Raw genomic sequence first — 26,514 nt, forward strand, 5'->3', positions numbered from 1 at the left:
TGTCCGCAAGGGGGAGGGGTATCGGAGGTGCGTCCATGAAAACCGTTCTCTGCTATGGCGATTCATTGACCTGGGGTACGGATGCCGCGACCGGCGGCCGCCATGCCTTCGAAGATCGCTGGCCGAGCGTGCTGCAGGCAGCGCTCGGTCCCGCGGTCAATGTGGTCGCTGAGGGTCTCGGCGGTCGTACCACCGCCTATGACGACGGGCTTGCCGATTGCGATCGCAATGGTGCGCGGCTGCTGCCGACAGCCCTTCATAGCCATGGTCCTCTCGAGCTGGTCATTATCATGCTTGGCACCAATGACCTGAAGCCGATCATCCACGGCACGGCCATGGGCGCGCGGCAGGGTGTGAAGAAGCTGGTCAGCCTCGTGCGCTTCCACGACTGGGGCCGGGAATGCGACACGCCTGAAATCCTTATCGTGTCGCCGCCGAGGCTCTGCGAGACCGCAAACCCGATGACCGGAGCGCTGTATCGGGGAGCCATCGAGCAGTCTTCGATGCTCGCATCGCTCTATCGGGACCTCGCCGACGAACTAGGCTGCGGCTTCTTCGATGCGGGTTCGGTCGCCAAAACGACACCGATCGACGGCGTGCATCTCGATGCAGAAAATACCCGAGCCATCGGACGCGGCCTCGAGCCCGTCGTCCGGATGATGCTGGGGCTGTAGAACAAGATTTCCCGAGGCGGGCCGCTTGGAGCTGGCCCCCCAATGAGAAGGCAGGAAAGCAATGGCTCAATCCTACGACGTCATCGTTATCGGTTCCGGTCCCGGCGGTTATATCGCCGCCATCCGGGCATCCCAGCTCGGGCTGAAGGTCGCCGTCGTCGAGCGCGAGCACCTCGCCGGCATCTGCTCCAACTGGGGCTGCATTCCGACCAAGGCGCTTCTGCGCTCGGCCGACGTCATGCACACCGCGACCCATGCGAAAGATTACGGCCTGACGCTGGAAGGCACGATCAAGCCGGACGTCAAGGCGATCGTCGACCGCTCGCGCGGCATCGCGCACCGCATGAACAACGGCGTCGGTTTCCTGTTCAAGAAGAACAAGGTCGACATCATCTGGGGCGAGGCGAAGCTTACCAAGCCGGGTGAGGTCGTCGTTTCGAAGACCGCCAAGAAGCCGGTCGAACCGGTTGGCCCGATCCCGAAGAATACGCTGGGCGAGGGCACCTATACCGCCAAGCACATCATCATTGCGACAGGCGCCCGCCCGCGCGCACTTCCCGGCATCGAACCGGACGGCAAGCTGATCTGGACCTATTTCGAGGCGATGAAGCCGGAAGAGATGCCGAAGTCGCTGCTGGTCATGGGCTCGGGCGCGATCGGCATCGAGTTTGCGAGCTTCTACCGCACCATGGGCGTCGAGGTCACCGTCGTCGAGATCATGAGCCAGGTCATGCCGGTCGAGGACGCGGAGATCTCCGCGCTCGCCAAGAAGCAGTTCGAGCGCCAGGGCATGAAGATCCTGCTCGAAGCCAAGGTCGCCAAGGTCGAGAAGGGTGACAACTCGGTCACCGCGACGATCGAACTCAAGGACGGCAAGACGCAAGCGATCACCGCCGACCGGATGATCTCGGCCGTCGGCGTCCAGGCCAATATCGAAGGCATCGGCCTTGAGACACTCGGCGTGAAGACAGACCGCGGCTTCATCGTCATCGACGGCTACGGCAAGACCAATGTGCCCGGCCTCTATGCGATCGGCGACGTCGCCGGCCCGCCGCTGCTCGCCCACAAGGCCGAGCATGAAGCGGTCATCTGCGTCGAAAAGATCGCCGGCCTGCCGAATGTCCATCCGATGGACAAGCTGAAAATCCCGGGCTGCACCTATTGCCATCCGCAGGTCGCCTCCGTCGGCCTCACTGAAGCCAAGGCGAAAGAGCAGGGCCGCGACATCCGCGTCGGCCGTTTCCCGTTCGTCGCCAACGGCAAGGCGATCGCGCTCGGCGAGGACCAGGGCCTCGTCAAGACCATCTTCGACAAGAAGACCGGCGAACTCATCGGCGCCCACATGGTCGGTGCCGAAGTCACCGAACTGATCCAGGGCTTCGTCGTCGCCATGAACCTGGAGACGACGGAAGAGGAGCTGATGCACACCATCTTCCCGCATCCGACCATCTCCGAGACGATGAAGGAAAGCGTGCTCGACGCCTATGGCCGGGCGCTGAATGCCTGACGAGATAGCCTTGCCGGGGATTGTTCCACGGCGAGGCGCCGCCCATATGAGTGTCTCTGGAACGGGAGCGTAGCATGCAGATAGGTTGGATTGCGGCAATCATCATCGGCGGCCTGGCGGGTTGGCTCGCCGGCAAGCTGATGGATGTCCGCTTCGGCATTTTCATGAACATCGTCATCGGCATCGTCGGCGCGGTTCTCGCCAACGGCATCTTCAACAGGTTCAACATCCATGTTGCAGACGGATGGCTGGGTTACCTGGTTGCAGGTTTCATCGGCTCCTGCATTTTGCTATTTATCGCCAAACTCGTCAGGCGCTGACGGTAGCCGCGCTCCAAGCGGTTGAAAGCAGGTATCTATGGTCACCATTCTCGACACGATCGCATCCGGCGATGAAAAGCGCGTCCGTCATCCGGAAAAGGCGCATCGTCCCGATACCGAGGTGATGCGCAAGCCGGAATGGATCCGCGTTCGTGCACCGGTCTCCAAGGGTTATCAGGAAACCCGTGCGATCGTGAAGGAAAACAAGCTGGTCACGGTCTGCGAGGAAGCGGGCTGCCCCAATATCGGCGAGTGCTGGGACAAGAAGCACGCCACCTTCATGATCATGGGCGAGATCTGTACCCGCGCCTGCGCCTTCTGCAACGTGGCGACCGGCAAGCCGAACGCGCTCGACATGGAAGAGCCCGAAAACGTCGCCAAGGCCGTCAAGCAGATGGGCCTGTCCCACGTGGTCATCACCTCCGTCGACCGCGATGACCTGGCCGACGGCGGCGCCGAACATTTCGAGAAGGTGATCTGGGCGATCCGTGCCGCGTCGCCGGCAACGACGATCGAAATCCTGACGCCCGACTTCCTGAAGAAGCCCGGTGCGCTGGAGCGCGTCGTCGCCGCCAAGCCGGACGTGTTCAACCACAATATGGAAACCGTGCCGGGCAACTATCTGACGGTGCGCCCCGGCGCCCGTTATTTCCACTCCGTCCGGCTGCTGCAGCGGGTGAAGGAGCTGGATCCGACCATGTTCACCAAGTCGGGAATCATGGTGGGGCTTGGCGAAGAGCGCAACGAAGTGCTGCAGCTGATGGACGATCTGCGCACCGCCGACGTCGATTTCCTGACGATCGGCCAGTATCTGCAGCCGACCCGAAAGCACCATAAGGTAGAAAGCTTCGTCACGCCGGAGGAGTTCAAGTCCTACGAGACCGTTGCCTATTCCAAGGGTTTCCTGATGGTGTCGTCCAGCCCGCTGACCCGGTCTTCGCACCATGCCGGCGACGATTTCGCCCGCCTCAAGGCCGCGCGCGAGAAGAAAGTCCTGGCCGCCGCCGAGTAGGGCGGCAGCCGGTTCCAGGCTTATTCGGCTGCCTGGATCTTTTCGCTCTTGTCCTGTCCGCGTCGTCTTTCGCGCAGCGTGAACCTGTGGCCGCGCGCTTCGGCCTTAGCCATTTCAATGAGATAGACGAGCATGGGGAGCTGGTTCATGTCTGCAAGCTGCTTTGCGGATTCGAGCAGCTTTATCATCTGCGAGAAATCGTCCATGGATGCCTCTTTCGGCTGCGCCCGGTCTGCTGTCGGTTGAGTATACCAATTGTACGCGCGCTTGCGACTCTGGATCACTGCAACCGGATGGATGCTACATTAAATCTAATTAATCTGAATGCCGTCTGACATCAACAAATGACCGGTGGTTGAACCAGCCCCTCCGACGTCCGCGTCAAAGCTCTGTCACAATCGCATTCGGCGATCTCTATAGCGCCGTCTGTTTGACATTGAAATCCTCCTGTCGTCATCGGCAGTTACCGCCAGTCACGATACCGAGAGCCTGATTCACGGGAGAGCATGATGGATATGGAATCTGGCGCGAATGCGATCCGTTACGTGGGAATTGCCGAAGCAGCACACAAGATACTCGGTGCCGATCGGATTCTGGTCATCGGCTGTTCCGGCGGCGGCAAATCGACGCTGTCGCAGAAGATCGCCCGCCGCTTCGGGCTTGCCTACATCTCGATCGACCGGGATGTGCTCTGGCTGCCGGGCTGGGTGCAGCGCGAAAAGCCGGAACAGCATCGCATAATCGCCGAGTTGACTGCCGGTGAACGCTGGATCATGGACGGCACCAATACGTCCACTTTCGACCTTCGCGTGCCGCGCAGCGATCTCGTCATCTGGGTGCGCATGCCGCGCTGGCTGTGCGTCTGGGGCATTCTCGGCCGCTGGATCACCAACAGGGGAGGCACCCGCCCGGAAATGGCACCCGGCTGCCCGGAAAAGATCGATCTCGATTTCCTCCGCTTCGTCTGGACCTGGGAGAGGGTCTATGGCCCGCGCGTGCTTGCCGGGTTGGCAGCCCACGCGGCCGGAAAGCCGGTTCTGGTGTTGAAATCCCGTCGCGAGATGCGCGATCTTCTTGATCTTATCAGAGCGGACGCTTAACTCGGGATCATGCCAAAGTTCGAAATCCGCCGCCCCGTCAAGCACAGCGCCGAACAGATGTACGCGCTCGTTGCCGATGTCGAAAAATATCCGCAGTTCCTGCCGCTCTGCGAAGCATTGACCGTACGTTCTTCCAAGGAGCGGGACGGCAAGACGCTGCTCGTGGCCGATATGACCGTCGGCTACAAGGCGATCCGCGAGACCTTCACCACCCAGGTCCTGCTCAATCCGGCCGAGCGGATCATCGACGTGAAATATATCGAGGGACCGTTCAAATATCTCGACAACCGCTGGAGGTTCGAGCCGGCGGCCGACGGTTCGCCGGATGCCGGCCCAGAGGGGTGCATCGTGCATTTCTTCATCGATTACGAATTCAAGAGCATGATTCTCGGCGCCCTGATGGGCTCGATGTTCGACCGCGCCTTCCGCATGTTCGCCGAAGCCTTCGAAAAGCGGGCCGACAAGATCTACGCCTGAGCGGCCACCTCGGTCAGCATCGCGAGCGCAGTGCGCACCGTCGCAAGCCTGACCTCCGTGCGGCCGATATCGCCGTACAGCATTTCCCGGTGCAGGATTTTCCCCAAGCGGCTTTTCGCAGCCAGATGCACCAGGCCGACCGGTTTTTCCGCTGATCCGCCGCCGGGACCGGCAATGCCGGTCACCGCAACCGCCACGCTCGCCTGCGAGCGATAAAGCGCGCCATGCACCATCTGCAGCGCCGTTTCCTTCGACACCGCGCCATGCGACGCCAGGGTGGCGTCCGCCACCCCGAGCATGTCCATCTTCGCCTGGTTCGTATAGGTGACGAAACCGCGGTCGACGACGGCCGACGAGCCGGAAATCTCCGTCAACGCCCCGGCGATCAGCCCGCCAGTGCAGGATTCGGCGGTTGCGACCATTTTCCCGCGCGCCGTGAAATCGGCAACGATCTGTCGGGCCTGGTCCTCGATATCGGCGGGAAACAGGCTCACGCGGCGTCTCCGCGATAAACGACGGTCGCTGTGGCGATCGCGGCGATGCCCTCGCGGCGGCCGATGAAGCCGATCTTCTCGTTGGTGGTCGCTTTCACCGAGCAGCGGTCGAGCGAAATGCCGAGGATCTCGGAGAGGGTTTCGCGCATCTCCTGGCGGTGCGGGGCGATCTTCGGGGCTTCTGCAATCAGCGAGATGTCTGCGTTCATGATCGTGCCGCCGCGTTCGCGGACGATCTTCGCCGCATGGTCGAGAAAGATTTTCGACGGCGCCCCGCGCCATTGCATGTCGGACGGCGGAAAATGGTCGCCGATATCGCCGGCGCCGCAGGTGGCGAGCAGCGCGTCGGTCAAGGCATGCAGGGCGACATCGGCATCCGAATGGCCGCTGAGCCTCTGGTCGTGCGGAATGAACACGCCGCAAAGCGTCACCCCGTCGCCGGGTTCCAGCTGGTGCACGTCGTAGCCGTTGCCGGTCCGCACATCGGGAAGGGCAGTCGAGGACCGGGTCTGCGAGAGTTTTTCGTCGGCCATGGCGATATCCCGCTTCACGGTGAGTTTGATGTTGTCGACCGATCCTTCCACCAGCGTCACCGGCAGACCGGCCCATTCGGCGATCGAGGCGTCGTCGGTAAAATCCTCGCGGCGCAGGGCCGCCGCCTTTTCATGGGCGGTGCGGATTTCCGAGAGAAGGAAGCTCTGCGGCGTCTGTGCGGCATAGAGGCCGGAGCGGGGCACGGTCTCGTGCACCAGCCCGTCGGAACCGCCGCGTTTCAGAGTGTCGCTGACGGGAATGGCCGGCAGCACGCCGTCTTGTCCTTCATCGATCGCCTGCGCCACCCGGTCGAGCACGCCGTGGTCGACGAACGGCCGCGCCGCATCGTGGATCATCACATGGGTGGCCTCGGTGCCGGAGAGGGCGCGCAGGCCTTCATAGACCGAGCGCTGCCGGGTCTCGCCGCCGAATGTGGTGATCACGCTGCCCGCGCCCCTGACATCGACGGTCGCCGCCGCGAACAGCGCCTCGTCGTCCGGATGGATGACGACGACGATCGGGCCGCTTCGGGGCCAGGTGAGAAACCGTTCGAGCGTGTGGGCGATGACCGGCTTGGCTCCGATCCGCCTGTATTGCTTCGGACCTTCCTCCGCAGAGCCCGCCCGTTCCCCGCGGCCCGCGGCGACGATGACGATACCGATTGTCTTGGAACCGATTGTCATGGCTTTGTCGTCCCCGACCCGTAATTCGTTTTGGATTGACAGGCGCAGAACTATAGGACCAAAAGCCTGAATTCCAGCATGCCGCTCAAAAATAACGCAGTTCCGGAATTGCTCTTGGCAAACGCCCGAGACCTGAATAAAAATAGTGCAACAATCTCATGTGCCCGAAAGATCATCATTTGAGTTTTCAAGATCTTGCCAAGCCTTTTCAGATCGGGCCTGTCGCCATTCGCAATCGCGTCGTCCTGGCGCCGATGTCCGGCGTCACCGATCTGCCGTTCAGGCGGCTTGCCTGGCGTTATGGCGCCGGGCTGGTCGTGACGGAAATGGTCGCCAGCGGTGAACTCATTCTCAACCGCGGCGAATCATGGGCGCGGCTCAAGGGCGCCGGGATTTCGCCGCACATGGTGCAGCTCGCCGGTCGCGAGGCGCAGCCGATGGCGCAAGCCGCACGGATCGCCGCCGACAACGGCGCAGACATCATCGACATCAACATGGGGTGTCCGGCCAAGAAGGTGACGGGCGGTTATTCGGGCTCGGCGCTGATGCGCGATCCAGACCACGCCCTGTCCATGATCGAAGCGACCGTCAATGCGGTCAAGGTGCCGGTAACGCTGAAGATGCGGCTCGGCTGGGACGAGAACTCCATCAACGCGCCCGAGATCGCCCGCCGTGCCGAACAGGCCGGCATCCAGCTGGTCACGATCCACGGCCGCACCCGCATGCAGTTCTACGAGGGCAGGGCGGACTGGGATGCGATCCGCGCGGTGCGCGACGCGATCTCCATCCCGCTGATCGCCAATGGCGACGTCGAATCGCCCGAGGACGCTCAAGGTATCCTGGCGCGCTCCGGTGCCGATGCGGTCATGGTCGGCCGCGGTGCTCAAGGGCGTCCGTGGCATGTCGGCTGGCTCGCCGGCCACGCCGCGCCGTCGCAGGCCGAGATCGCCGATCTGGTCGTCGAACACTATGAAGCGATGCTGGAGCTCTACGGCCGCGAGGCCGGCCTCCGCCATGCGCGAAAACAGCTCGGCTGGTATCTCGATCGCTACGCGTCGAATCTGCCCGTCGAAGAAAAGGCCGCCATCATGATTTCGAAAGACCCGGCCGATGTCTCGCGCCGGATGATTGCAGCGCTCGGCGGCCAACCCGCCGCCGCTCAGAAGGAGGCCGCATGAGCAAGTCCCCGGCGCAGGATGCCACGATCGGCAACGCGCTCGCCATGGCTGTCCTCAACTCGGTGCAGAACCCGGTGATCCTGGTCGATGCGGCGGGCAAGGTCGCGTTCGCGAACTGGGAGGCGGAGGCCTTCTTCGGCGCCAGCGCCTCCCATCTCGCCAAGAACAAGATCTCCACCTTCATCCCCTTCGGCAGCCCGCTTCTCGCCCTGATCGACCAGGTGCGCGAGCGTAAAGCGCCCGTCAACGAATACCGCGTCGACCTGTCGTCGCCGCGTCTCGGCCAGGACAAGCTGGTCGATCTCTATGTCGCGCCCGTGGTCAGCGAGCCGGGCTCGGTGGTCGTCGTCTTCCAGGAACGCTCCATGGCGGACAAGATCGACCGCCAGCTCACCCACCGCGCCGCCGCTCGTTCGGTAACGGGTCTGGCCTCCATGCTCGCCCACGAGATCAAGAACCCGCTCTCGGGCATCCGCGGCGCCGCCCAGCTTCTGGAAAGCGTCGTTCCCGACGACGACCGGGCGCTGACCCAGCTGATCTGCGACGAGACCGACCGGATCGTCTCGCTGGTCGACCGCATGGAAGTCTTCTCCGACGAACGGCCGGTCGATCGCATAGCCCTCAACATCCATTCGGTGCTCGATCACGTGAAGGCGGTCGCCAAGGCCGGTTTTGCCCGCAACATCAAGATTTCCGAAATGTACGACCCGTCGCTGCCGCCGGTCTTTGCCAACCGCGACCAGCTGGTGCAGGTCTTCCTCAACCTCATCAAGAACGCGGCCGAAGCCGTCGGCGACCAGCCGGACGGCGAAATCATGCTGACCACCGCTTATCGCCCCGGCATCAAGCTTTCGGTCGCCGGCACCCGGGACAAGATCTCCCTGCCGCTCGAATTCTGCGTCATCGACAACGGACCGGGCGTTCCGACCGACCTCGTGCCGCATCTTTTCGATCCCTTCATCACCACGAAGACGAACGGCTCCGGCCTGGGCTTGGCCCTGGTCGCCAAGATCATCGGCGGCCATGGCGGCATCGTCGAATGCGACAGCCAGGCGCGCCGGACGATATTCCGTGTTCTGATGCCCATGCACAAGGAAGAGGCCACCGACGGCCGCGCCTTGAACTCCACAGGAAACGTAAAATGACTGCCACGATCCTTGTCGCCGACGACGACGCGGCCATCCGCACCGTTCTGAACCAGGCCTTGACCAGGGCTGGCTACGAAGTGCGCATCACCTCCAATGCCGCCACCCTGTGGCGATGGATTTCGGCCGGCGAGGGGGATCTCGTCGTCACCGACGTGATCATGCCGGACGAGAACGCCTTCGACCTTCTGCCGCGCATCAAGAAGGCGCGGCCCGAGCTCCCGGTGCTCGTCATGAGTGCCCAGAACACCTTCATGACGGCCATCAAGGCGTCTGAGAAAGGTGCCTACGACTACCTGCCGAAACCGTTCGACCTGACCGAGCTGATCGCCATCATCGGCCGGGCGCTCGCCGAGCCGAAGCGCAAGCCTGCCCGCCTCGACGACGACATGCAGGACGGCATGCCGCTGGTCGGCCGCTCCGCCGCCATGCAGGAAATCTACCGGGTGCTCGCGCGTCTGATGCAGACCGACCTGACGCTGATGATCACCGGTGAGTCCGGCACCGGCAAGGAATTGGTCGCCCGTGCGCTCCATGACTATGGCAAGCGGCGCAACGGTCCGTTCGTGGCGATCAACATGGCCGCCATCCCGCGCGACCTGATCGAATCGGAACTCTTCGGCCATGAGAAGGGCGCGTTTACCGGCGCCCAGAACCGCTCCACCGGCCGCTTCGAACAGGCGGAGGGCGGAACCCTCTTCCTCGACGAGATCGGCGACATGCCGATGGACGCCCAGACACGTCTCCTGCGCGTCCTGCAGCAGGGCGAATACACGACCGTCGGCGGCCGTACGCCCATCCGCACCGATGTCCGCATCGTCGCGGCCACCAACAAGGATTTGAAGCACCTGATCAACCAGGGCCTCTTCCGTGAGGACCTTTATTACCGCCTCAACGTCGTGCCGCTGCGCCTGCCTCCCTTGCGTGACCGTGCCGAGGACATTCCGGATCTGGTGCGTCACTTCATGCAGATGGCCGAGAAGGAAGGGCTGGATGCCAAGCGTTTCGACAGCGAGGCGCTGGATCTGATGAAGGCCTATGCCTGGCCCGGCAACGTGCGCGAGCTGGAAAACCTGGTTCGCCGCCTGATGGCGCTTTATCCACAGGAGGTCATCAGCCGCGAGATCATCGAATCGGAGCTGCGCTCGGATGTTCCCGACAGCCCGATCGACAAGATGGGCACCCGCAGCGGTTCGCTCACCATCGCGCAGGCCGTGGAAGAAAACATGCGCACCTATTTCGCGAGCTTCGGGGAAAACCTGCCGCCGCCGGGCCTCTACGATCGCGTCCTGACGGAGCTGGAATATCCGCTCATCCTGGCGGCGCTGACGGCCACCCGCGGCAACCAGATCAAGGCGGCCGATCTCCTCGGCCTTAACCGCAACACGCTGCGCAAGAAGATCCGGGAACTGGGCGTCTCGGTCTATCGCAGCTCTCGCGGCGCTTGATGGTTAGTTTGTTCCCGACTGCTTGACACCTTCCGCTCATCGTTGCATTTTCGCCACATTGCGTTGCTTAAAGGTCACGCAGGGTTTGGTGAATGCTCGACGGAGTGGCGGCCGTTGATGGGGTAGGCCAGCCCTTTTCTGGAAAGTGGCTGTCGCTTCGCCCGGTCTGACCGGGTTGGATCGATCTCCCGCGAGGGTTTTGGGGATCGGAGTGGATTCGATGACGGAAGGCGTAACAGCGCCGATGGCCGAAGACGAGCCAGCGGTGTCAGTGCAGGATCGGCGCGCGTCGTTTGCGCTCCCCGGCCTTCTGCTCGCCGGCGGAGCCTTGATCTGCGCGTCGGTGACGCTGTTCATCCTGCTCGGCCTGACGCCGATCGCTCCGACCACCAATGTCGTGATCGCCTCGGCTGCGCTGAATTCGCTTTTCATCCTCGGCCTGATGTATCTGATCGGCCGCGAGATCGTCCGGCTGGTGAAGGCGCGCAACCGCGGTCGTGCCGCCGCCCGCCTGCATGTCCGCATCGTTGTGCTGTTCTCGATCGTGGCGATCACGCCGGCGGTCCTGGTGGCGATCTTCGCGAGCCTCACGCTCAATGTCGGCCTTGACCGCTGGTTCTCGCTGCGGACGCAGTCGATCGTGCAGTCGTCCCAGGACGTCGCACGGGCCTATATGCTCGAGAATGCCAGCTATCTTCAGGGCCAGACCGTATCGATGTCGAACGACCTCGAGCGCAACCGGCCGATGTTCTATCTCGACCGGACGGGTTTCGTGGACCTGATGACCCGCCAGGCGCGGGGGCGCGGAATGCTCGGGGCCTTTCTGGTGCGCGAGGACGGTCAGGCGATCGTCCAGGCCGACATCAAGACCGAAAAGCCGCTGCCGGCGATCCCGGAGGATGCGCTGAAGACGGCGGCGGCCGGCCAGCCGACGCTGATCCCGCCAGGCGTCACCAACCTCGTCGGCGCCGTCATCAAGCTCGACGCCATCCCGGGCTCCTATCTCTATACGATCCGTGCCGTCGATCCGAAGGTCATCTCGGCCATGCGGCTGATGGAGGAGAACGCTGCCGAATACCGGGCGATGGAGGCCGGCCGCACATCGCTGCAGATCGCCTTTGCGGTGCTCTATCTCGGTTTCGCGCTGATCGTGCTGCTCGCGGCGATCTGGACGGCGATCGCGGTTGCCGACCGTATCGTCCGGCCGATCCGGCTGCTGATCAGTGCCGCCGACAGCGTCGCGACCGGTAATCTCAACGTCGTCGTGCCGGTGCGCGCCGCCGATGGCGACGTCGGCAGCCTGTCGCGCACTTTCAACAAGATGATTTCCGAAATCCGCAGCCAGCGCGACGAGATCCTCGAGGCCAAGGATGAAGTTGACGACCGCCGCCGGTTCATCGAGGCGGTTCTGTCCGGCGTCACCGCCGCCGTCATCGGCGTCGAGGAAGATCGCCGCATTACCATCGTCAATCCGTCCGCGGAGCATTTCCTCGGCGTTCCCGCCGAACAGCTGATGGGCGAGAAGCTTGAGGATGTCGCGCCGGAGATCGACCACGTCCTGACCGAGGCGCGCACCAGAGCCCGCGGCGAGTTCCGCAAGCAGGTGAACCTGATCCGCGGCGGCAAGGAGCGGACGCTGTCGGTTCAGGTCACCCGCGAGGAACAGCGCTCCGCGCATGATTCCTATGTGGTGACGCTCGACGATATCACCGATCTCGTCATCGCCCAGCGATCGACCGCCTGGGCGGATGTCGCCCGCCGCATCGCCCACGAGATCAAGAACCCGCTCACGCCGATCCAGCTTTCGGCCGAACGCCTCAAGCGTCGCTACGGCAAGCAGATCGCCGAGGACGACCGCGCCGTCTTCGACCAGTGCACCGATACGATCGTGCGCCAGGTCGGCGATATCGGCCGCATGGTCGATGAATTCTCCTCCTTTGCCCGCATGCCGAAACCCGCCAAGGAAGAGGCAGATCTGCGCGATATCCTGCGCGACGCGATCTTCCTGCGCGAGATGGGCACGACCCATGTGGATTTCATCCGCGAACTTGGCGACGAGCCGCTGAAGGGCATGTTCGATGCGCGCATGCTCGGCCAGGCCTTCGGCAATCTCATCAAGAACGCCGTCGAGGCGATCGAGGCGGTTCCGAGCGATCAGGAGCGCGACGGCCGCAAGGTCAAGGTGCGCTCGGTCTACGACGCGGAGCGCGACACCTATGTGGTTGACATCATCGATAATGGCAGCGGCCTGCCGGCCGAAAACCGGCACCGCATCCTCGAGCCGTACATGACCATGCGCGACAAGGGCACGGGTCTGGGGCTCGCCATCGTCAAGAAGATCATTGAAGAACACGGCGGGCAGCTCGAACTGCACGATGCTCCCGCCGATTTCGATCATGGCAAGGGCGCCATGATCAGGGTGCTGCTGCCGCATCTGGAGCAGGTGGCGGTGCCGGGAACGGATAATAACAAGGAATTGGCTTATGGCGTCTGATATTCTGGTCGTAGATGACGAGGCGGATATCCGCGATATCGTTTCAGGTATTTTGTCCGATGAGGGCCATGAAACCCGCACGGCTCACGACAGCGACAGCGCGCTGGCAGCGATATCCGATCGCGTGCCGCGGCTGGTTTTCCTGGATATCTGGATGCAGGGCTCGAAACTCGACGGTCTGGCGCTGCTCGACGAGGTCAAGAGCCGGCACCCAGATTTGCCCGTCGTGATGATCTCCGGCCACGGCAATGTCGAGACCGCTGTTTCGGCGATCAAGCGCGGTGCCTTCGACTTCATCGAAAAACCGTTCAAGGCCGACCGGTTGATCCTGATCGCCGAGCGGGCGCTCGAAAACTCCAAGCTGAAGCGCGAGGTGACCGAGCTCAAGAAGCGCACCGGCGACGCGGCCGAGCTGGTCGGCACGTCGGTTGCCGTCTCGCAGCTTCGCCAGACGATCGAGAAGGTCGCGCCCACCAACAGCCGCGTGATGATCCTCGGCCCCTCCGGATCCGGCAAGGAACTGGTGGCGCGAATGATCCACAAGCGGTCGTCTCGCGTGACCGGTCCGTTCGTGGCGCTGAACGCCGCGACGATCACGCCCGATCGCATGGAGGTCGCTCTGTTCGGTACCGAAGGGGCTCCCGGCCAGGCGCGCAAGATCGGCGCGCTGGAAGAGGCCCATCGCGGCATCCTCTATCTCGACGAAGTCGGCGAAATGCCGCGCGAGACCCAGAACAAGATCTTGCGTGTACTGGTCGACCAGCAGTTCGAACGCGTCGGCGGTTCCAAGCGCGTCAAGGTGGATGTCCGCATCATCTCCTCGACCTGCTACAATCTCGAAAGCCTGATCGCCGACGGCTCGTTTCGCGAAGATCTCTACCACCGGCTGGCGGTCGTGCCGGTCAAGGTGCCAGCGCTCGCCGAACGCCGCGAGGACATTCCTTTCCTGGTCGATATGTTCATGCGCCAGATTTCCGAACAGGCCGGCATCCGTCCCCGCAAGATCGGCGAGGACGCCATGGCCGTCCTGCAGGCCCATGACTGGCCGGGCAATATCCGCCAGCTCCGCAACAATATCGAGCGGCTGATGATCCTTGCCCGTTCCGACGGTCCGGATTCGCCGATTTCCGCCGACATGCTGCCGACCGATCTCGGCGACATGCTGCCCAAGGTTTCCGCCAAGGGCGATTATCACATCATGACGCTGCCGCTGCGCGAAGCCCGCGAAATGTTCGAGCGCGACTACCTGATCGCCCAGATCAACCGGTTCGGAGGCAATATTTCCCGCACCGCGGAATTCGTCGGCATGGAACGTTCGGCCTTGCACCGCAAGCTCAAGTCGCTCGGTGTGTAACCTATGAAGGTGATCATTTGCGGCGCGGGGCAGGTGGGCTACGGCATCGCCGAACGGCTCGCCCAGGAGGACAATGATGTCTCCGTCATCGATACCTCGGCGGCCCTGATCGCCGCGATCACCGAGACGCTCGACGTCAAGGGTTATGTCGGCCACGGCGCTCATCCGGACATGCTGGAAAAGGCGGGTGCCGAAGACGCCGACATGATCATCGCGGTGACGCTCTACGACGAGGTCAACATCGTCGCCTGCGAGGTCGCGCAGGCGCTGTTTTCGGTGCCCACCAAGATCGCCCGCATCCGCGCCCAGAACTATCTGAAGCCGGAATATGCCGATCTCTTCAGCCGCCAGAACATGTCGATCGACGTGACGATCTCGCCGGAGATCGAGGTCGGCAAGATGGTGCTCCGGCGCATTTCCTTTCCCGGCGCCACCGATGTCGTAAAGTTCGCCGACGATCATATCGCCATGGTGGCGATCGAGTGCATGGAGGACTGCCCGGTCGTCGCGACGCCCCTGCATCAGCTTTCCGATCTCTTCCCGGACCTGATGGCGACCGTGGTCGGCATCGTCCGCAATGGCGTCCTGACCGTCGCCCGCTCCGCCGATCAGCTTGAAGTCGGGGACGTCGCCTACGTCATCTGCCAGCGCGAACACATCCGCCGCACGCTCGGCCTGTTCGGCCACGAGGAGCAGGAGGCCCGCCGCATCATCATCGCCGGCGGCGGCAATATCGGATATTACGTCGCCCGAACCATCGAGGAACACCAGCCGAGGACGCGGCTGAAGATCATCGAGAGCGACCGCGAGCGGGCGCTGGTCGTCTCCGAGCAGCTGCGCAATACGATCGTGCTGCACGGTTCGGCGCTCGACCAGCACATCCTCACCCAGGCCGATATCCAGGATACCGACCTGATGATAACACTCACCAACAGCGACCAGATCAACATCCTCGCCGCGGTCATGGCGAAATCGCTCGGCTGCAAGTCGAACCTCGTGCTGATCAACTCCACCTCGTTTCATCAGGTCACCGACGCGCTCGGCATCGATGCGCAGATCAACCCGCGTGCGGTGACGATCTCGCGCGTGCTGCAGCATGTCCGCAAGGGCCGCATCCGTTCCGTCTATGCGGTGCAGAACGGCGCTGCCGAGATTATCGAGGCCGAGGCGCTGGAAACCTCGCCGCTGGTCGGCCGGCCGTTCCGCGAACTCGACCTTCCGGACGGCATCCGTGTCGGCGCGATCTACCGCGGTGAGGCCGTCATTCGCCCGAACGGCGATACCAGGATCAAGGCGCGCGACCGTGTCGTGCTCTTTGCCACCGCCGAAGCCGTGCGCCATGTGGAGCAGCTTTTCCGCGTTTCCATCCAGTATTTCTGACCAGCATTTCCGAAAAGACCAGGGGATATCGATGTCGAGAATTGCCTATGTGAACGGACAATATGTTCGCCATTCCGACGCTGCGGTGCATGTGGAGGATCGCGGCTTCCAGTTCGCGGACGGCGTCTACGAGGTCTGCGAAGTGCGCCACGGCATGATCGTCGATCTGACCCGCCACCTCAACCGCCTCGACCGGTCGCTGAGCGAACTGAGGATGGCGGCGCCGATGGGCCGCGCGGCGCTCACCTTCGTCATCCGCGAAGTTCTCCGCCGCAACCGGGTGAAGAACGGCATCTTCTACCTGCAGGTGACCCGCGGTGCCGCCCGCCGCGACCACTACTTCCCGGCCGAGGGCACGCCGCCGACCATCACGATCACCGCCAAGAGCACCGACCCCTCGGCCGCCGCCAGGAAATATGCCAGTGGCATCAAGGTTATAACCCTGCCCGAGAACCGCTGGGACCGCGTCGACATCAAGACCGTCGGCCTGTTGCCCAACGTGCTTGCCAAGCAGCAGGCGAAGGAGGCCGGTGCTCAGGACGCCATCTTCATCGACCGTTCCGGCATCGTCATGGAAGGTGCCTCTTCGAACGTCTGGATCGTGACGCGGGATGGCGAGCTGGTCACCCGGCCGGCCGAGCACGGCATTCTCAAGGGAATCACCCGCACGACCCTCATCGATGTCGCGAAAAAGCTCGGGCTCAAGGTGGTCGAGCGCGAGTTCAAGACGGAAGAGATGCTGGCGGCGCGCGAGGTATTTTTCACCTCCGCCACCGGGATCTGCGTCCCGATCGTCGAAATCGACAACAAGCCGGTGGCCAACGGCCATCCGGGCACCGTATCGTCAAGTATTCGCGACACCTTTTTCGACGTTGCGGAAAAGACGGCGATTTGATAGTCAAACATCGGGGAAGGGAAAGCACGGGGCGCTTTCCGGTCGTCTTTTATCAAGCTTGATCATGATCCGGCTCCGGGCCGGCAAAAAAGAAAGAAGCGGCGCTATGGCGGAACGTTCTCAGAACCTGCAGGATTTATTTCTCAATACCGTTCGCAAGCAGAAGATTTCCCTGACGATTTTCCTGATCAACGGGGTCAAGCTGACAGGTGTCGTGACCTCTTTCGACAACTTCTGCGTCCTGCTTCGCCGTGACGGCCACTCTCAGCTCGTGTATAAGCACGCGATCTCGACCATCATGCCGGGCCAGCCCATGCAGATGTTCGAAACCGAAGAGAATGCGGCCTAACAGGACAGAACAGATTTCAAATCGCGATACTTCCAACGAATCCATGGTCCCGGAGGCTGAAAAGCGCCGGGACGATATGCGCGCACTCGTCATCGTGCCGGTCCTCAAGCAGGCACGCTCGAAGGCAGGGCAGGGCGACTCCAGTCAGGCACCTGCGCCGCAGCGCTCCAACGAAGCCCGCCTCGAAGAGGCGATCGGCTTGGCACGGGCGATCGACCTGGAGATCGTGCGGGGGCTGATCGTACCGATCAGCCAGCCGCGCCCGGGAACGCTGATGGGCAGCGGCAAGATCGAGGAAATCAAGGCGCTGCTCGACGAGCACGACGCCGGCCTCGTGATCGTCGATCATCCGCTGACCCCGGTGCAGCAGCGCAATCTCGAAAAGGAATGGCAGGCCAAGGTCATCGACCGGACCGGCCTGATCCTCGAAATCTTCGGCCGCCGGGCCTCCACCAAGGAGGGCACGCTGCAGGTCGATCTGGCGCATCTGAATTACCAGAAGGGCCGTCTGGTCCGCAGCTGGACCCACCTTGAACGCCAGCGCGGTGGCGCCGGCTTCATGGGCGGCCCCGGCGAAACCCAGATCGAGGCCGACCGCCGGCTGCTTCAGGAACGCATCGTCAAGCTGGAGCGCGAGCTCGAACAGGTCGTGCGCACCCGCCAGCTTCACCGCGCCAAGCGCCGCAAGGTGCCGCATCCGATCGTGGCGCTGGTCGGTTATACCAACGCCGGCAAGTCGACGCTGTTCAACCGCATCACCGGCGCCGGCGTGCTTGCCGAGGACATGCTGTTTGCGACGCTCGATCCGACGCTGCGCCGCATGAAGCTGCCGCATGGCCGCACGGTCATTCTTTCCGATACGGTCGGCTTCATCTCCGACCTGCCGACCCATCTGGTCGCCGCCTTCCGCGCCACGCTGGAAGAGGTGCTGGAAGCCGATCTGGTCCTGCATGTGCGCGACATGTCCGACCCGGACAATGCCGCCCAGGCCGGCGACGTGATGCGCATCCTCACCGATCTCGGCATCGACGAGAAGGAAGCGGCAGCCCGCATCATCGAGGTCTGGAACAAGATCGACCGGCTCGACCCGGAAGCCCATGAGGCGATCGCCGAACGCGCCGTCGGCCGCGAGAACGTCATGGCGGTCTCGGCGATCACGGGCGAGGGCGTCGATGCGCTGATGGACGAGATCTCCAGGCGGCTTTCCGGCGTGCTCACCGAAACCTCGATCGTCATCCCGGCGGATCAGCTTTCGATCGTCTCATGGGTCTACAGCAACGCCGTCGTCGATGGCCGCGAGGACAATGAGGACGGTTCCGTCACCCTGGACGTCCGCATGTCCGAAGCCGAGGCCGCCGAGTTCGAGCGCAAGCTCGGCAATGGCTCGAAGGCGGCGAAGGAAGACTGGGAGCGATAGCGAGCCCGGTTACGCGACTTGGCATCGGGCGACCGCGCCATGATGTTGCCCGTTTTTTGCGGTGCAACATCAGCCAACGAGGACGGCCACGATTCCCGCAATATCATTCACCGGCCGGCAACAAGGGTGCGTAATGATACAGAGTCGGCCGCACGAAGAGACCGGAACACACCTGGACTATCTCGACGGATGGCGAGGTATTGCGGTCATCTTCGTGATCGTCGGTCATTTCTGGCTCGATGATTTCAAGCCGGGGCTCAGTACATTCGGTGTAGACCTGTTCTTTGTACTGTCCGGCCGGTTGATGTCGGAAATCCTGTTCGTGAAGCGCGCAGAATTGCCGACCTTCTTTTTCAGGCGGTTCTCGCGAATCTATCCGGCGCTCTTCGCATTCGTCGTCATCACGACCCTTGCCTTCCAGGACACCGAGATTTCCCACGGCCCCGTCGCAGCAGCGCTGGCGCTGACGTTCACGCTCAACTACGCCATGGTCTATACCCATCCGGTGGCGTTGCTTGATCACCTCTGGTCGCTGTGCGTCGAGGAACATGCCTATATTCTTCTGGCGGGCGTCGCGTTCCTGTCCCGCCGCAGACTGTTTCCGGTCGGCGCTCTCATCATCGCGCTTGGCACTGCTGCCATGCTGAACGGCATCGTTCGCACCGAACTCGGCGCCAGCGTTTTGGATACCCATTGGCGCAGCGACGTCTCCGTGGCCGGGATATTCATTGCCGGCGGCCTGTGGCTGTTGCTTCGCAAGCGCCAGGCTCCCTGGTGGGTGTCCCCGTTGGCGCTGCTGATTGCCGTCGTGGCGAAAGCGGCCCCTTTCCAGGTCCTCTCCTTCGGCCTGTCGACCACCATGCTGGCACTATCGATCACCACGATCGACAGCGCGGCGCCGGTTTTCCGCAAAATCCTGTCCGCCAAGGTGCTCACCTATGCGGGCCTGTGGTCCTTCTCGCTCTACCTGTGGCAGCAGCCATTCTATAAGCTCTACCGCGAAGGGGTGGCGCCGACCCCTTTATTGCTTCTGGCCGCCCTAGCGACCGCGCTGGCGAGCTTCTACCTCGTGGAGAAGCCCTCACGGAGGGCGTTGAACAGTTTCTTCGAAAACCGTCTGGCGAAACCTGCCACTGGTGGCCGAACAGCGTAGGGTTCTCTTCGCCCTCGATCGTAGCCACCGTCACTCCGTGGCCGGATCATGAGGCGGCGATGTCCTGACGGCTTGGATGATCGGAGATGCCCTCAGCCGATCTGCCGCTCGATCGCCTTCGCCGCCTGCCAGAGTTCTTCCATGCGCTCCAGGGTTGCGTCTTCCAGCGTCTGACTCGACTTTTCAAGCGACGTCTCGATGTAATTGAATCGCCGCCTGAATTTTGTATTGGTGCCGCGTAGCGCCTCTTCCGGGTCGGCCTTCACATGCCGGCCGATATTGACCAGCGCGAAGATCAGGTCGCCGAGTTCGTCCGAGATCTTGCTGTGGTTTCCGTCGCGCAGCGCCTCGCGCAGTTCGCCGACCTCTTCCTCGATCTTGTCGAGGATGGGCTCGGCCTCCGACCAGTCAAAGCCGACTTTGGCAGCGCGCTGCTGCAGCTTCAGCGCCTCCGTCAATGCCGGCTGGGCGCGATGGACGCTTCCCAGGTATCCGGCCTTGAAATCTTCCGTAATGCCGCGCCGTGCCCGCCGTTCGGCCCGCTCGCGCTTCTCTTCCGTCTTGATATCGTCCCACTGCACCTTCACCGCATCCGGCGTCGCGGCATCCGAGACAGCGAAGACATGCGGATGCCGCCGGATCATCTTTTTGGTGATCGCCTGGACGACATCGCCGAAAGAGAATTCGCCGGTTTCCTCGGCCATGCGGGCGTGGAAGACTACCTGCAGCAGCAGGTCGCCCAGTTCTTCGCATAGGTCGTCCATGTCGTTGCGCTCGATCGCATCGCCCACCTCATAGGCTTCCTCGATCGTATAGGGCTTGATGGTCGCAAAATTCTGCTCGAGGTCCCAGGGGCAGCCGGTCACCGGCGTGCGCAAGGCGGCCATGATCTCGATCAGCCGCGAAATATCCTTCGATGCTTCCATCTTCTTGGTCCTTTAATGCTGGATGTCAGGCGAGCGGAATGCTGTTCATGTCCTTGCCGGACTGGTAGACGCCGGAAAGCCCGTCATAGCGCGCCTTGATACGGGTCGTCTGCGCCTGGAGCTCGGTGCGAAGCGGCTCCTCCTCGCTCTCGACGAGGTCGGTAATGGCGTAGGAAAGCCAGAAGGCGTTGTTGCGCCGGTAACCGCCGGGCTCCAGCCCGAACACCTCTTTGAGGATCTTCAGGTCATGCGGGATGGCGAAGGCGTCGCGGGAATCCTCGTGGCTGAAAAAATAGTAGAAATTGTCGAACCCGGCCCAGGTGATCGCCGACATGCACATCGTGCATGGTTCGTGAGTCGACAGGAAAATCAGATCCTTGGTGGGAAGATCTCGCGTGGTTTCATAAAAACGCTTCAGCGTGTGCACCTCGCCATGCCAGAGCGGATTTTCGATCTCGTTATTGGTTTCGGCAATCACCAGCGACAGATCGGATTTTTTCAGGATCGCCGCGCCGAAAACCTTGTTGCCGGTGGCGACGCCCTTTTCAGTCAAGGGCAGGATGTCGTTTTCGATGACGCCGAGAAGGCGGGCGGCAATTGTCATGGGAACTCTTTATCGCAAGGTGTCTAGGCAGTTTATGGCGCGCAACAAGCCGATCGGGGCAAAAAACACTTTAGTCTACAGAAATACTGGAGAAATATCGTCTGCGGTGGCTTTTGCTCAAGAACCGGTTGATCGTAAAACAGAAATACCGGCTCGCAATCCACTTCGCATATCCATTCCTTCAATTCCGCTGCCTTATTGTGGATATTGCTGTCCTATGATTCAGGATAACCGCATGTCTCCAAGCCAACAACGCCTGTCGGTCTTTCCGGCTTTCGTCCGCGTCAGCGGACGGAGCGTTGTCGTGTTCGGCAATGGCGACGAAGCCTATGCCAAGGCCCGGCTGTTGCGCAACACCGATGCGGAGATCGTTGCTTACGTCTCCGCACCGGATGCGGACTATGCCGACTGGCTGGCCGCTCAGGGTATTGAGACCGTTCATTCGGATTTCTCCCCGGATCAGATCAGGGGCGCGGTGCTGGTGTTCGCCGCAACCGGCGATGCCGCGCTGGATCGTACGATCGTCACCGCCGCCCGCGCCGAAAAGATCCCGGCCAATGCGGTTGATCAGCCCGACTTCTGCGATTTCTACACGCCGGCTCTCGTCAATCGCGCGCCGGTGGCGATTGCCATCGGCACGGAAGGCGCCGGCCCGGTTCTCGCCCAGATGATCCGTGCCCGCATCGACCAGATGCTGTCGCCGTCGCTTGGGCTTCTGGCGCGCCTCGCCGCCGAATATCGCGATGCTGCCGAACGGCTGGTGCCGCGCGGCGTGTCGCGCCGCATCTTCTGGCGCCGGTTCTTCTCTGCCGATGTCGCGAGCGCCGTCGATGCCAACGATATCGCCACCGCCCGCCGCTCAGCCAACGCGCTGCTGTCGACCACCGGTCGCGCCGCAGGCCATGTCTGGCTGGTCGGCGCCGGTCCGGGCGCCGAGGATCTTTTGACGCTGCGGGCCCAGCGCGTGCTGATGGAAGCCGATGCGATCGTCTATGACGCGCTGGTGCCACAGGCGATCGTCGACATGGGCCGCCGCGATGCCGAGCGCCTGTCGGTCGGCAAGCGCAAGAACTGCCATTCGAAATCCCAGGACGAGATCAACAGGCTGCTGGTCAGGCTCGGCCGCGAAGGCAAGCGCGTCGTCCGCCTCAAGTCCGGCGATCCGCTGGTCTATGGCCGCGCCGGCGAGGAAATGGCGGCACTCCGCGACGCCGGGGTCACTTACGAGATTGTACCGGGCATCACCTCCGCCTTTGCCGCAGCCGCCGATTTCGAGCTGCCGTTGACGCTGCGCGGCGTCGCGTCGTCGCTGATCTTCACCACCGGCCATGACCTGACCGGCGATGTCCTGCCCGACTGGGCGAGCCTTGCGATCTCCGGCGCCACGATCGCCGTCTATATGGGCCGCACGGTCGCAGCCTCCGTCGCCGAACGCCTGATGGGCGCCGGCCTTGCGCCGGAAACCACGGTTGCCGTGATCGAGAATGCCAGCCGCGCCGACCGCCGGCTTTTCCACGGCGTTCTTCGCGAGCTGCCGGACCTGGAAGCGCGCGACGATCTTTCCGGCCCGGTCATGGTGATCATCGGCGAAGCCGTCGCCGGTGCGAATTTCAAGAAGTCCGAACCGCTTTCGGCTTTCAAAGCCAGGGAGCGCGAGGAGATGAGCCAGGAAGTAGGCCAGGAAGTAGGAATGCAAGGATGACCGACAAGGTTCTGACCGCCAACCGCCTCGCAGACGGCATTGCCGTTTGGCTCGATGCTAACGGCCAATGGGTGGAAAACCTGCAGGACGCGATCGTCGCCCGCCATCCCGAGGCCGTGGCCTCGCTGGAAGCGATCGGCAAGCGCGATTTTGCGCAGAACCGGGTTGTTGACGTCGCCGTCATCGACGTGCAGGAGCAGGACGGAAAGCTCTGGCCGCTGCGCCTTCGCGAACGTATTCGTGCCCAGGGCCCGACCATGGAATATGCTGCCGGCTACCGCCCCGCCGACCCGGCCTTCATCGCAGTTTGAGGAAGTCATGTACCGTTACGACGAATTCGACCACGCTTTTGTTTCGAGCCGCGTGGAGCAGTTCCGCGATCAGGTCGGCCGCCGCCTCGCCGGCGAACTGGCCGAGGATGCTTTCAAGCCGCTGCGCCTGATGAACGGCGTCTACCTCCAGCTGCACGCCTACATGCTGCGCGTCGCGATCCCGTATGGGACGCTGAACGGCAAGCAGATGCGGATGCTCGCCCATATCGCCCGCAAGTATGACCGCGGTTACGGCCATTTCACCACCCGCCAGAACATCCAGTACAACTGGCCGAAACTGTCCGACACGCCGGATATCCTGGCCGATCTGGCGACCGTCGAGATGCACGCGCTGCAGACGTCAGGCAACTGCATCCGCAACGTCACCGCCGACCATTTCGCCGGTGCTGCCGCCGATGAGGTCGCCGATCCGCGGCCTTACGCCGAGATCCTGCGCCAGTGGTCCTCGGTCCACCCGGAATTCTCGTTCCTGCCCAGAAAATTCAAGATCGCCGTCACCGGCGCCGAGCGCGACCGCGCCGCGATCCAGGTGCACGATATCGGCCTGCACCTGAAGAAGAACGAGGATGGCCAGATCGGTTTTGCCGTCTATGTCGGCGGCGGGCAGGGGCGTACGCCGATGATCGCCAAGAAGATCAAGGATTTCCTGCCCGAGGAAGACCTGCTCTCCTACACGACCGCGATCATGCGCGTGTACAATCTGCACGGCCGCCGTGACAACAAGTACAAGGCGCGCATCAAGATCCTCGTGCACGAGACCGGCGCCGAGGAACTGGCCCGCCAGGTCGAGGAGGAATTCTCCCATCTGCGCGGCACCGAGCTGACGCTGCCGGAGAAAGACATCCAGGCAATCGCCGCCTATTTCGCGCCGCCGGCCTTGGCCGACCGTGCCGAAGGCTGGCCGCAACTCGCCGGCTGGAAGAAGACCGACGAGAATTTCGCCCGCTGGGTCGACCAGAACGTCAAGCCGCACAAGCACCCCGACTACGGCATGGTGACCATCTCCCTGAAGCCGATCGGCGGCATTCCGGGCGACGCCTCCGACGTGCAGATGGACGCCATCGCCGATCTGGCGGAAGAATTCGCCTTCGACGAGATCCGCATCAGCCACGAGCAGAACGTCATCCTGCCGCATGTGGCGCTGGCCGATCTCGAGCCGCTCTACCGCGCGCTGGTGGCCCATAATCTCGCGACCGCCAATGCCGGCCTGATCACCGACATCATTGCCTGTCCCGGGCTGGACTATTGCGCGCTGGCGAACGCCCGTTCGATCCCGCTGTCGCAGGAAATCTCCACCCGCTTCGGTGCGCCGGAGCGCCAGGCCGAGATCGGCGAGCTGAAGATCAAGATCTCCGGCTGCATCAATGCCTGCGGCCATCACCATGTCGGCCATATCGGCCTGCTGGGCGTCGAGAAGAAGGGCGCCGAGCTCTACCAGATCACGCTCGGCGGTTCCGGCGACGAGAACACCTCGATCGGCGAAATCATCGGCCGCGGCTTCGAGCCGAACAAGGTGACCGACGCGGTGGAAACCATCGTCGACACCTATCTCGGCCTTCGCCTCGCGAAGGAGGAGACCTTCCTCGAAGCCTATCGCCGCGTCGGGCCGCAGCCGTTCAAGGAAGCGCTCTATGGCGATGCCAAGGCGGAGGCGGCGTGATGACCCAGGAGCCAAGACTCTGGAGAGAAACCGGTTTCGTCGAGAACGACCCCTGGGTGATCGAGACCGAGGAGGTGAAGGCGACCGAGGACCAGAAGGTGCTGCTGCCGCTCGACGAGATGATCGCCCGCGCCGAGGAGAGCAACGATGTTGGCCTCGGCGTGCTGATCCGCCCGGCGGACGACGTGCGCAAGCTCGAACCCTATCTTTACCGCATCGAGATCGTCGCGGTGGATTTCCCGGCTTTCAACGACGGCCGCGCCTTTTCGCATGCCTCGCTGCTGCGCGACCGGCTCGGCTACAGGAACGAGCTGCGCGCGGTCGGCGACGTGCTGATCGACCAGGTGCCGCTGATGCTGCGCTGTGGCATCGACAGTTTTTCGGTGAAGAACGCCACGGCGCTGAAGCGGCTCGAGGAGGGCCGGCTGCCGGGCATCGCCGAACACTACCAGCCGACGGCCCGCCACGCCGAAAAGGGCGAGGGCTATAGCTGGCGCCGCCGCACGGTGATCGCCTGAGGCCCGGCCAGTGATCGGGCAAAGGTGATTTCCCCGCACATATTTTCTTGAAGCTCTGCGACAAAGGCACGCGGATGCCTTCAAATGCGGGACCATATGGTATATTTCGCTTCTGCGAAGAACGATGAGACGAAGAGACCGATAGGCATGAACGCTCCAGCAAAGACGGAAGAATTCGCAGTGGCCCAGGCCAAGATCCCGGACGGCGTTTATGCCGAGACGGTGCTTGCCGTCGAGCATTATACCGACCGCCTGTTCCGTTTCCGCATGACCCGTCCGGCCGGTTTCCGCTTCCGTTCGGGCGAGTTCGCGATGATCGGGCTGATGGTCGGCGACAAGCCGGTCTACCGCGCCTATTCGATCGCCAGCCCGGCCTGGGACGAGGAGCTGGAGTTCTTCTCGATCAAGGTGCCGGACGGCCCGCTGACCTCGCATCTGCAGGCGATCAAGCCGGGCGACACGGTGCTGATGCGCAAGAAGCCGACCGGCACGCTAGTGCTCGACGCGCTGACGCCGGCCAAGCGGCTCTACATGTTCTCGACCGGCACCGGCATCGCCCCCTTCGCCAGCCTGATCCGCGATCCCGAGACCTACGAGAAGTTCGACGAGGTCATCCTCACCCATACCTGCCGCGACGTCGCCGAGCTGAAATACGGTTTCGACCTGGTGCACGAGATCAACAACCACGAATTCCTCCACGAGATCGTCGGGACCAAGCTCAAGCACTACCCGACCGTGACCCGCGAGGATTTTAAGTATCGCGGCCGCATCACCGACCTGATCGTGTCGGGCAAGCTGTTCACCGATCTCGGCGTGCCGGCGCTCGACCCGGCTGTCGACCGCGGCATGATCTGCGGCTCGACCGCGATGCTGAAGGACACCAAGGACCTGCTCGAAAAGGCCGGCCTTGTCGAAGGCTCCAACAACAAGCCCGGCGAGTTCGTCATCGAAAGGGCGTTTGTAGGGTGAGAGGCGACGGCCTTTGGCCGGCAAAACGCTCCAGTGGAGCGTTTTGAGCCTCGAACGCCACGAGCCAAAGCGAAGGGCCGGCAGGAGGCGACGGCCTTTGGCCGGCAAAACGCTCCAGTGGAGCGTTTTGAGCCTCGAACGCCCTGAGCCAAAGCGAAGGGCCGGCAGGCGGTGCGGCATACGCAACCC

26 protein-coding genes are annotated in these 26,514 nt (G+C 62.8%); 21 read left to right on the forward strand and 5 right to left on the reverse strand.

Translation table 11 applies throughout. The features are described 5' to 3' along the window. Positions 1–35 precede the first annotated feature (35 nt). The 4 genes from LZK81_RS09855 (at position 36) to lipA (ending at position 3,513) form a co-directional block, all read left to right on the forward strand. Positions 36–674, forward strand: a complete 639-nt coding sequence (locus LZK81_RS09855; protein ID WP_233956068.1) for an SGNH/GDSL hydrolase family protein — start codon at positions 36–38, stop codon at positions 672–674. A 61-nt stretch (positions 675–735) separates the two neighbouring features. Then, a complete protein-coding gene (gene lpdA / locus LZK81_RS09860) occupies positions 736–2,181 on the forward strand; it encodes a dihydrolipoyl dehydrogenase (RefSeq protein ID WP_233956070.1) in 1,446 nt (481 codons plus the stop codon). Between the two features lie 74 nt (positions 2,182–2,255). Continuing rightward, positions 2,256–2,501 (forward strand): GlsB/YeaQ/YmgE family stress response membrane protein, encoded by a 246-nt coding sequence (locus LZK81_RS09865; protein ID WP_233956071.1) that lies wholly within the window; start codon positions 2,256–2,258, stop codon positions 2,499–2,501. 37 nt (positions 2,502–2,538) lie between these two features. After that, positions 2,539–3,513, forward strand: a complete 975-nt coding sequence (gene lipA / locus LZK81_RS09870; protein ID WP_046606302.1) for a lipoyl synthase — start codon at positions 2,539–2,541, stop codon at positions 3,511–3,513. Positions 3,514–3,533: 20 nt separating this feature from the next. Here lipA and LZK81_RS09875 read toward each other — a convergent pair whose 3' ends face one another. Continuing rightward, a complete protein-coding gene (locus LZK81_RS09875; RefSeq protein ID WP_037087239.1) occupies positions 3,534–3,719 on the reverse strand; it encodes a hypothetical protein in 186 nt (61 codons plus the stop codon). 303 nt (positions 3,720–4,022) lie between these two features. Here LZK81_RS09875 and LZK81_RS09880 point away from each other — a divergent pair, with 303 nt between their 5' ends. Both LZK81_RS09880 and LZK81_RS09885 read left to right on the forward strand, forming a co-directional pair. Next, positions 4,023–4,613, forward strand: coding sequence for an AAA family ATPase (locus tag LZK81_RS09880; RefSeq protein ID WP_233956072.1), 591 nt, complete (start codon positions 4,023–4,025; stop codon positions 4,611–4,613). 9 nt (positions 4,614–4,622) lie between these two features. Then, positions 4,623–5,090: a type II toxin-antitoxin system RatA family toxin gene (locus LZK81_RS09885; RefSeq protein WP_233956074.1), complete on the forward strand. Its 468-nt coding sequence runs from the start codon at positions 4,623–4,625 to the stop codon at positions 5,088–5,090. On the opposite strand, the gene LZK81_RS09890 is transcribed toward LZK81_RS09885, so the two are convergent. Next, complete coding sequence (locus LZK81_RS09890) at positions 5,081–5,584, reverse strand: CinA family protein (protein WP_046606306.1); 504 nt, start codon at positions 5,582–5,584, stop codon at positions 5,081–5,083. The genes LZK81_RS09885 and LZK81_RS09890 overlap by 10 nt on opposite strands. Further along, on the reverse strand, positions 5,581–6,801 hold the full coding sequence (locus LZK81_RS09895) for a bifunctional 2-C-methyl-D-erythritol 4-phosphate cytidylyltransferase/2-C-methyl-D-erythritol 2,4-cyclodiphosphate synthase (protein WP_233956076.1): 1,221 nt from the start codon (positions 6,799–6,801) through the stop codon (positions 5,581–5,583). The genes LZK81_RS09890 and LZK81_RS09895 overlap by 4 nt, the downstream gene beginning before the upstream one ends. A 158-nt stretch (positions 6,802–6,959) precedes the next feature. Between LZK81_RS09895 and dusB the strand changes: the two genes are divergently transcribed. The 10 genes from dusB (at position 6,960) to LZK81_RS09945 (ending at position 19,614) form a co-directional block, all read left to right on the forward strand. Further along, positions 6,960–7,979 (forward strand): tRNA dihydrouridine synthase DusB, encoded by a 1,020-nt coding sequence (dusB, locus tag LZK81_RS09900; RefSeq protein ID WP_046624016.1) that lies wholly within the window; start codon positions 6,960–6,962, stop codon positions 7,977–7,979. Further along, positions 7,976–9,124, forward strand: a complete 1,149-nt coding sequence (locus tag LZK81_RS09905; protein ID WP_046608898.1) for a two-component system sensor histidine kinase NtrB — start codon at positions 7,976–7,978, stop codon at positions 9,122–9,124. Before dusB ends, LZK81_RS09905 begins: the two co-directional genes overlap by 4 nt. Then, positions 9,121–10,572, forward strand: coding sequence for a nitrogen regulation protein NR(I) (ntrC, locus tag LZK81_RS09910; protein ID WP_046606310.1), 1,452 nt, complete (start codon positions 9,121–9,123; stop codon positions 10,570–10,572). Before LZK81_RS09905 ends, ntrC begins: the two co-directional genes overlap by 4 nt. A 220-nt stretch (positions 10,573–10,792) precedes the next feature. After that, entirely contained in the window at positions 10,793–13,066 is a 2,274-nt protein-coding gene (locus LZK81_RS09915) for a sensor histidine kinase NtrY-like (protein ID WP_046624434.1), read from the forward strand. Further along, positions 13,056–14,420 (forward strand): sigma-54-dependent transcriptional regulator, encoded by a 1,365-nt coding sequence (locus tag LZK81_RS09920; RefSeq protein WP_046606311.1) that lies wholly within the window; start codon positions 13,056–13,058, stop codon positions 14,418–14,420. Before LZK81_RS09915 ends, LZK81_RS09920 begins: the two co-directional genes overlap by 11 nt. Before the next feature lie 3 nt (positions 14,421–14,423). Continuing rightward, entirely contained in the window at positions 14,424–15,800 is a 1,377-nt protein-coding gene (gene trkA / locus LZK81_RS09925) for a Trk system potassium transporter TrkA (protein ID WP_233956078.1), read from the forward strand. A 31-nt stretch (positions 15,801–15,831) separates the two neighbouring features. Further along, positions 15,832–16,695: a D-amino-acid transaminase gene (locus tag LZK81_RS09930; protein ID WP_046608895.1), complete on the forward strand. Its 864-nt coding sequence runs from the start codon at positions 15,832–15,834 to the stop codon at positions 16,693–16,695. Positions 16,696–16,801: 106 nt separating this feature from the next. Further along, the gene (gene hfq / locus LZK81_RS09935) at positions 16,802–17,044 is read left to right on the forward strand and encodes an RNA chaperone Hfq (RefSeq protein ID WP_007757453.1); all 243 of its coding nucleotides are present in this window, start codon (positions 16,802–16,804) and stop codon (positions 17,042–17,044) included. Positions 17,045–17,087: 43 nt separating this feature from the next. Next, on the forward strand, positions 17,088–18,461 hold the full coding sequence (hflX, locus tag LZK81_RS09940) for a GTPase HflX (protein ID WP_233956079.1): 1,374 nt from the start codon (positions 17,088–17,090) through the stop codon (positions 18,459–18,461). 133 nt (positions 18,462–18,594) lie between these two features. Then, positions 18,595–19,614, forward strand: coding sequence for an acyltransferase family protein (locus LZK81_RS09945; RefSeq protein WP_233956080.1), 1,020 nt, complete (start codon positions 18,595–18,597; stop codon positions 19,612–19,614). A gap of 92 nt (positions 19,615–19,706) precedes the next feature. Here the strand turns inward: LZK81_RS09945 and mazG are convergent, their stop codons facing one another. Next, positions 19,707–20,540, reverse strand: coding sequence for a nucleoside triphosphate pyrophosphohydrolase (mazG, locus tag LZK81_RS09950; RefSeq protein ID WP_233956082.1), 834 nt, complete (start codon positions 20,538–20,540; stop codon positions 19,707–19,709). Positions 20,541–20,565: 25 nt separating this feature from the next. Then, a complete protein-coding gene (locus LZK81_RS09955; protein ID WP_233956083.1) occupies positions 20,566–21,144 on the reverse strand; it encodes a deaminase in 579 nt (192 codons plus the stop codon). A 235-nt stretch (positions 21,145–21,379) separates the two neighbouring features. Between LZK81_RS09955 and cysG the strand changes: the two genes are divergently transcribed. The 5 genes from cysG to LZK81_RS09980 all read left to right on the forward strand — a co-directional run bounded on the left by cysG (position 21,380) and on the right by LZK81_RS09980 (position 26,325). Then, complete coding sequence (gene cysG / locus LZK81_RS09960) at positions 21,380–22,846, forward strand: siroheme synthase CysG (protein ID WP_233956085.1); 1,467 nt, start codon at positions 21,380–21,382, stop codon at positions 22,844–22,846. After that, the gene (locus LZK81_RS09965) at positions 22,843–23,157 is read left to right on the forward strand and encodes a DUF2849 domain-containing protein (RefSeq protein ID WP_046608890.1); all 315 of its coding nucleotides are present in this window, start codon (positions 22,843–22,845) and stop codon (positions 23,155–23,157) included. The genes cysG and LZK81_RS09965 overlap by 4 nt, the downstream gene beginning before the upstream one ends. A 7-nt stretch (positions 23,158–23,164) precedes the next feature. Then, positions 23,165–24,838, forward strand: a complete 1,674-nt coding sequence (locus tag LZK81_RS09970; protein ID WP_233956086.1) for a nitrite/sulfite reductase — start codon at positions 23,165–23,167, stop codon at positions 24,836–24,838. Then, positions 24,838–25,356, forward strand: coding sequence for a DUF934 domain-containing protein (locus LZK81_RS09975; RefSeq protein WP_233956088.1), 519 nt, complete (start codon positions 24,838–24,840; stop codon positions 25,354–25,356). The genes LZK81_RS09970 and LZK81_RS09975 overlap by 1 nt, the downstream gene beginning before the upstream one ends. 147 nt (positions 25,357–25,503) lie before the next feature. Beyond that, positions 25,504–26,325 (forward strand): ferredoxin--NADP reductase, encoded by an 822-nt coding sequence (locus LZK81_RS09980; protein ID WP_233956089.1) that lies wholly within the window; start codon positions 25,504–25,506, stop codon positions 26,323–26,325. The last annotated feature ends 189 nt before the right edge of the window (positions 26,326–26,514 follow it).

This window comes from Neorhizobium galegae, from assembly GCF_021391675.1.
In the GTDB taxonomy this organism is placed as follows: domain Bacteria; phylum Pseudomonadota; class Alphaproteobacteria; order Rhizobiales; family Rhizobiaceae; genus Neorhizobium; species Neorhizobium galegae_B.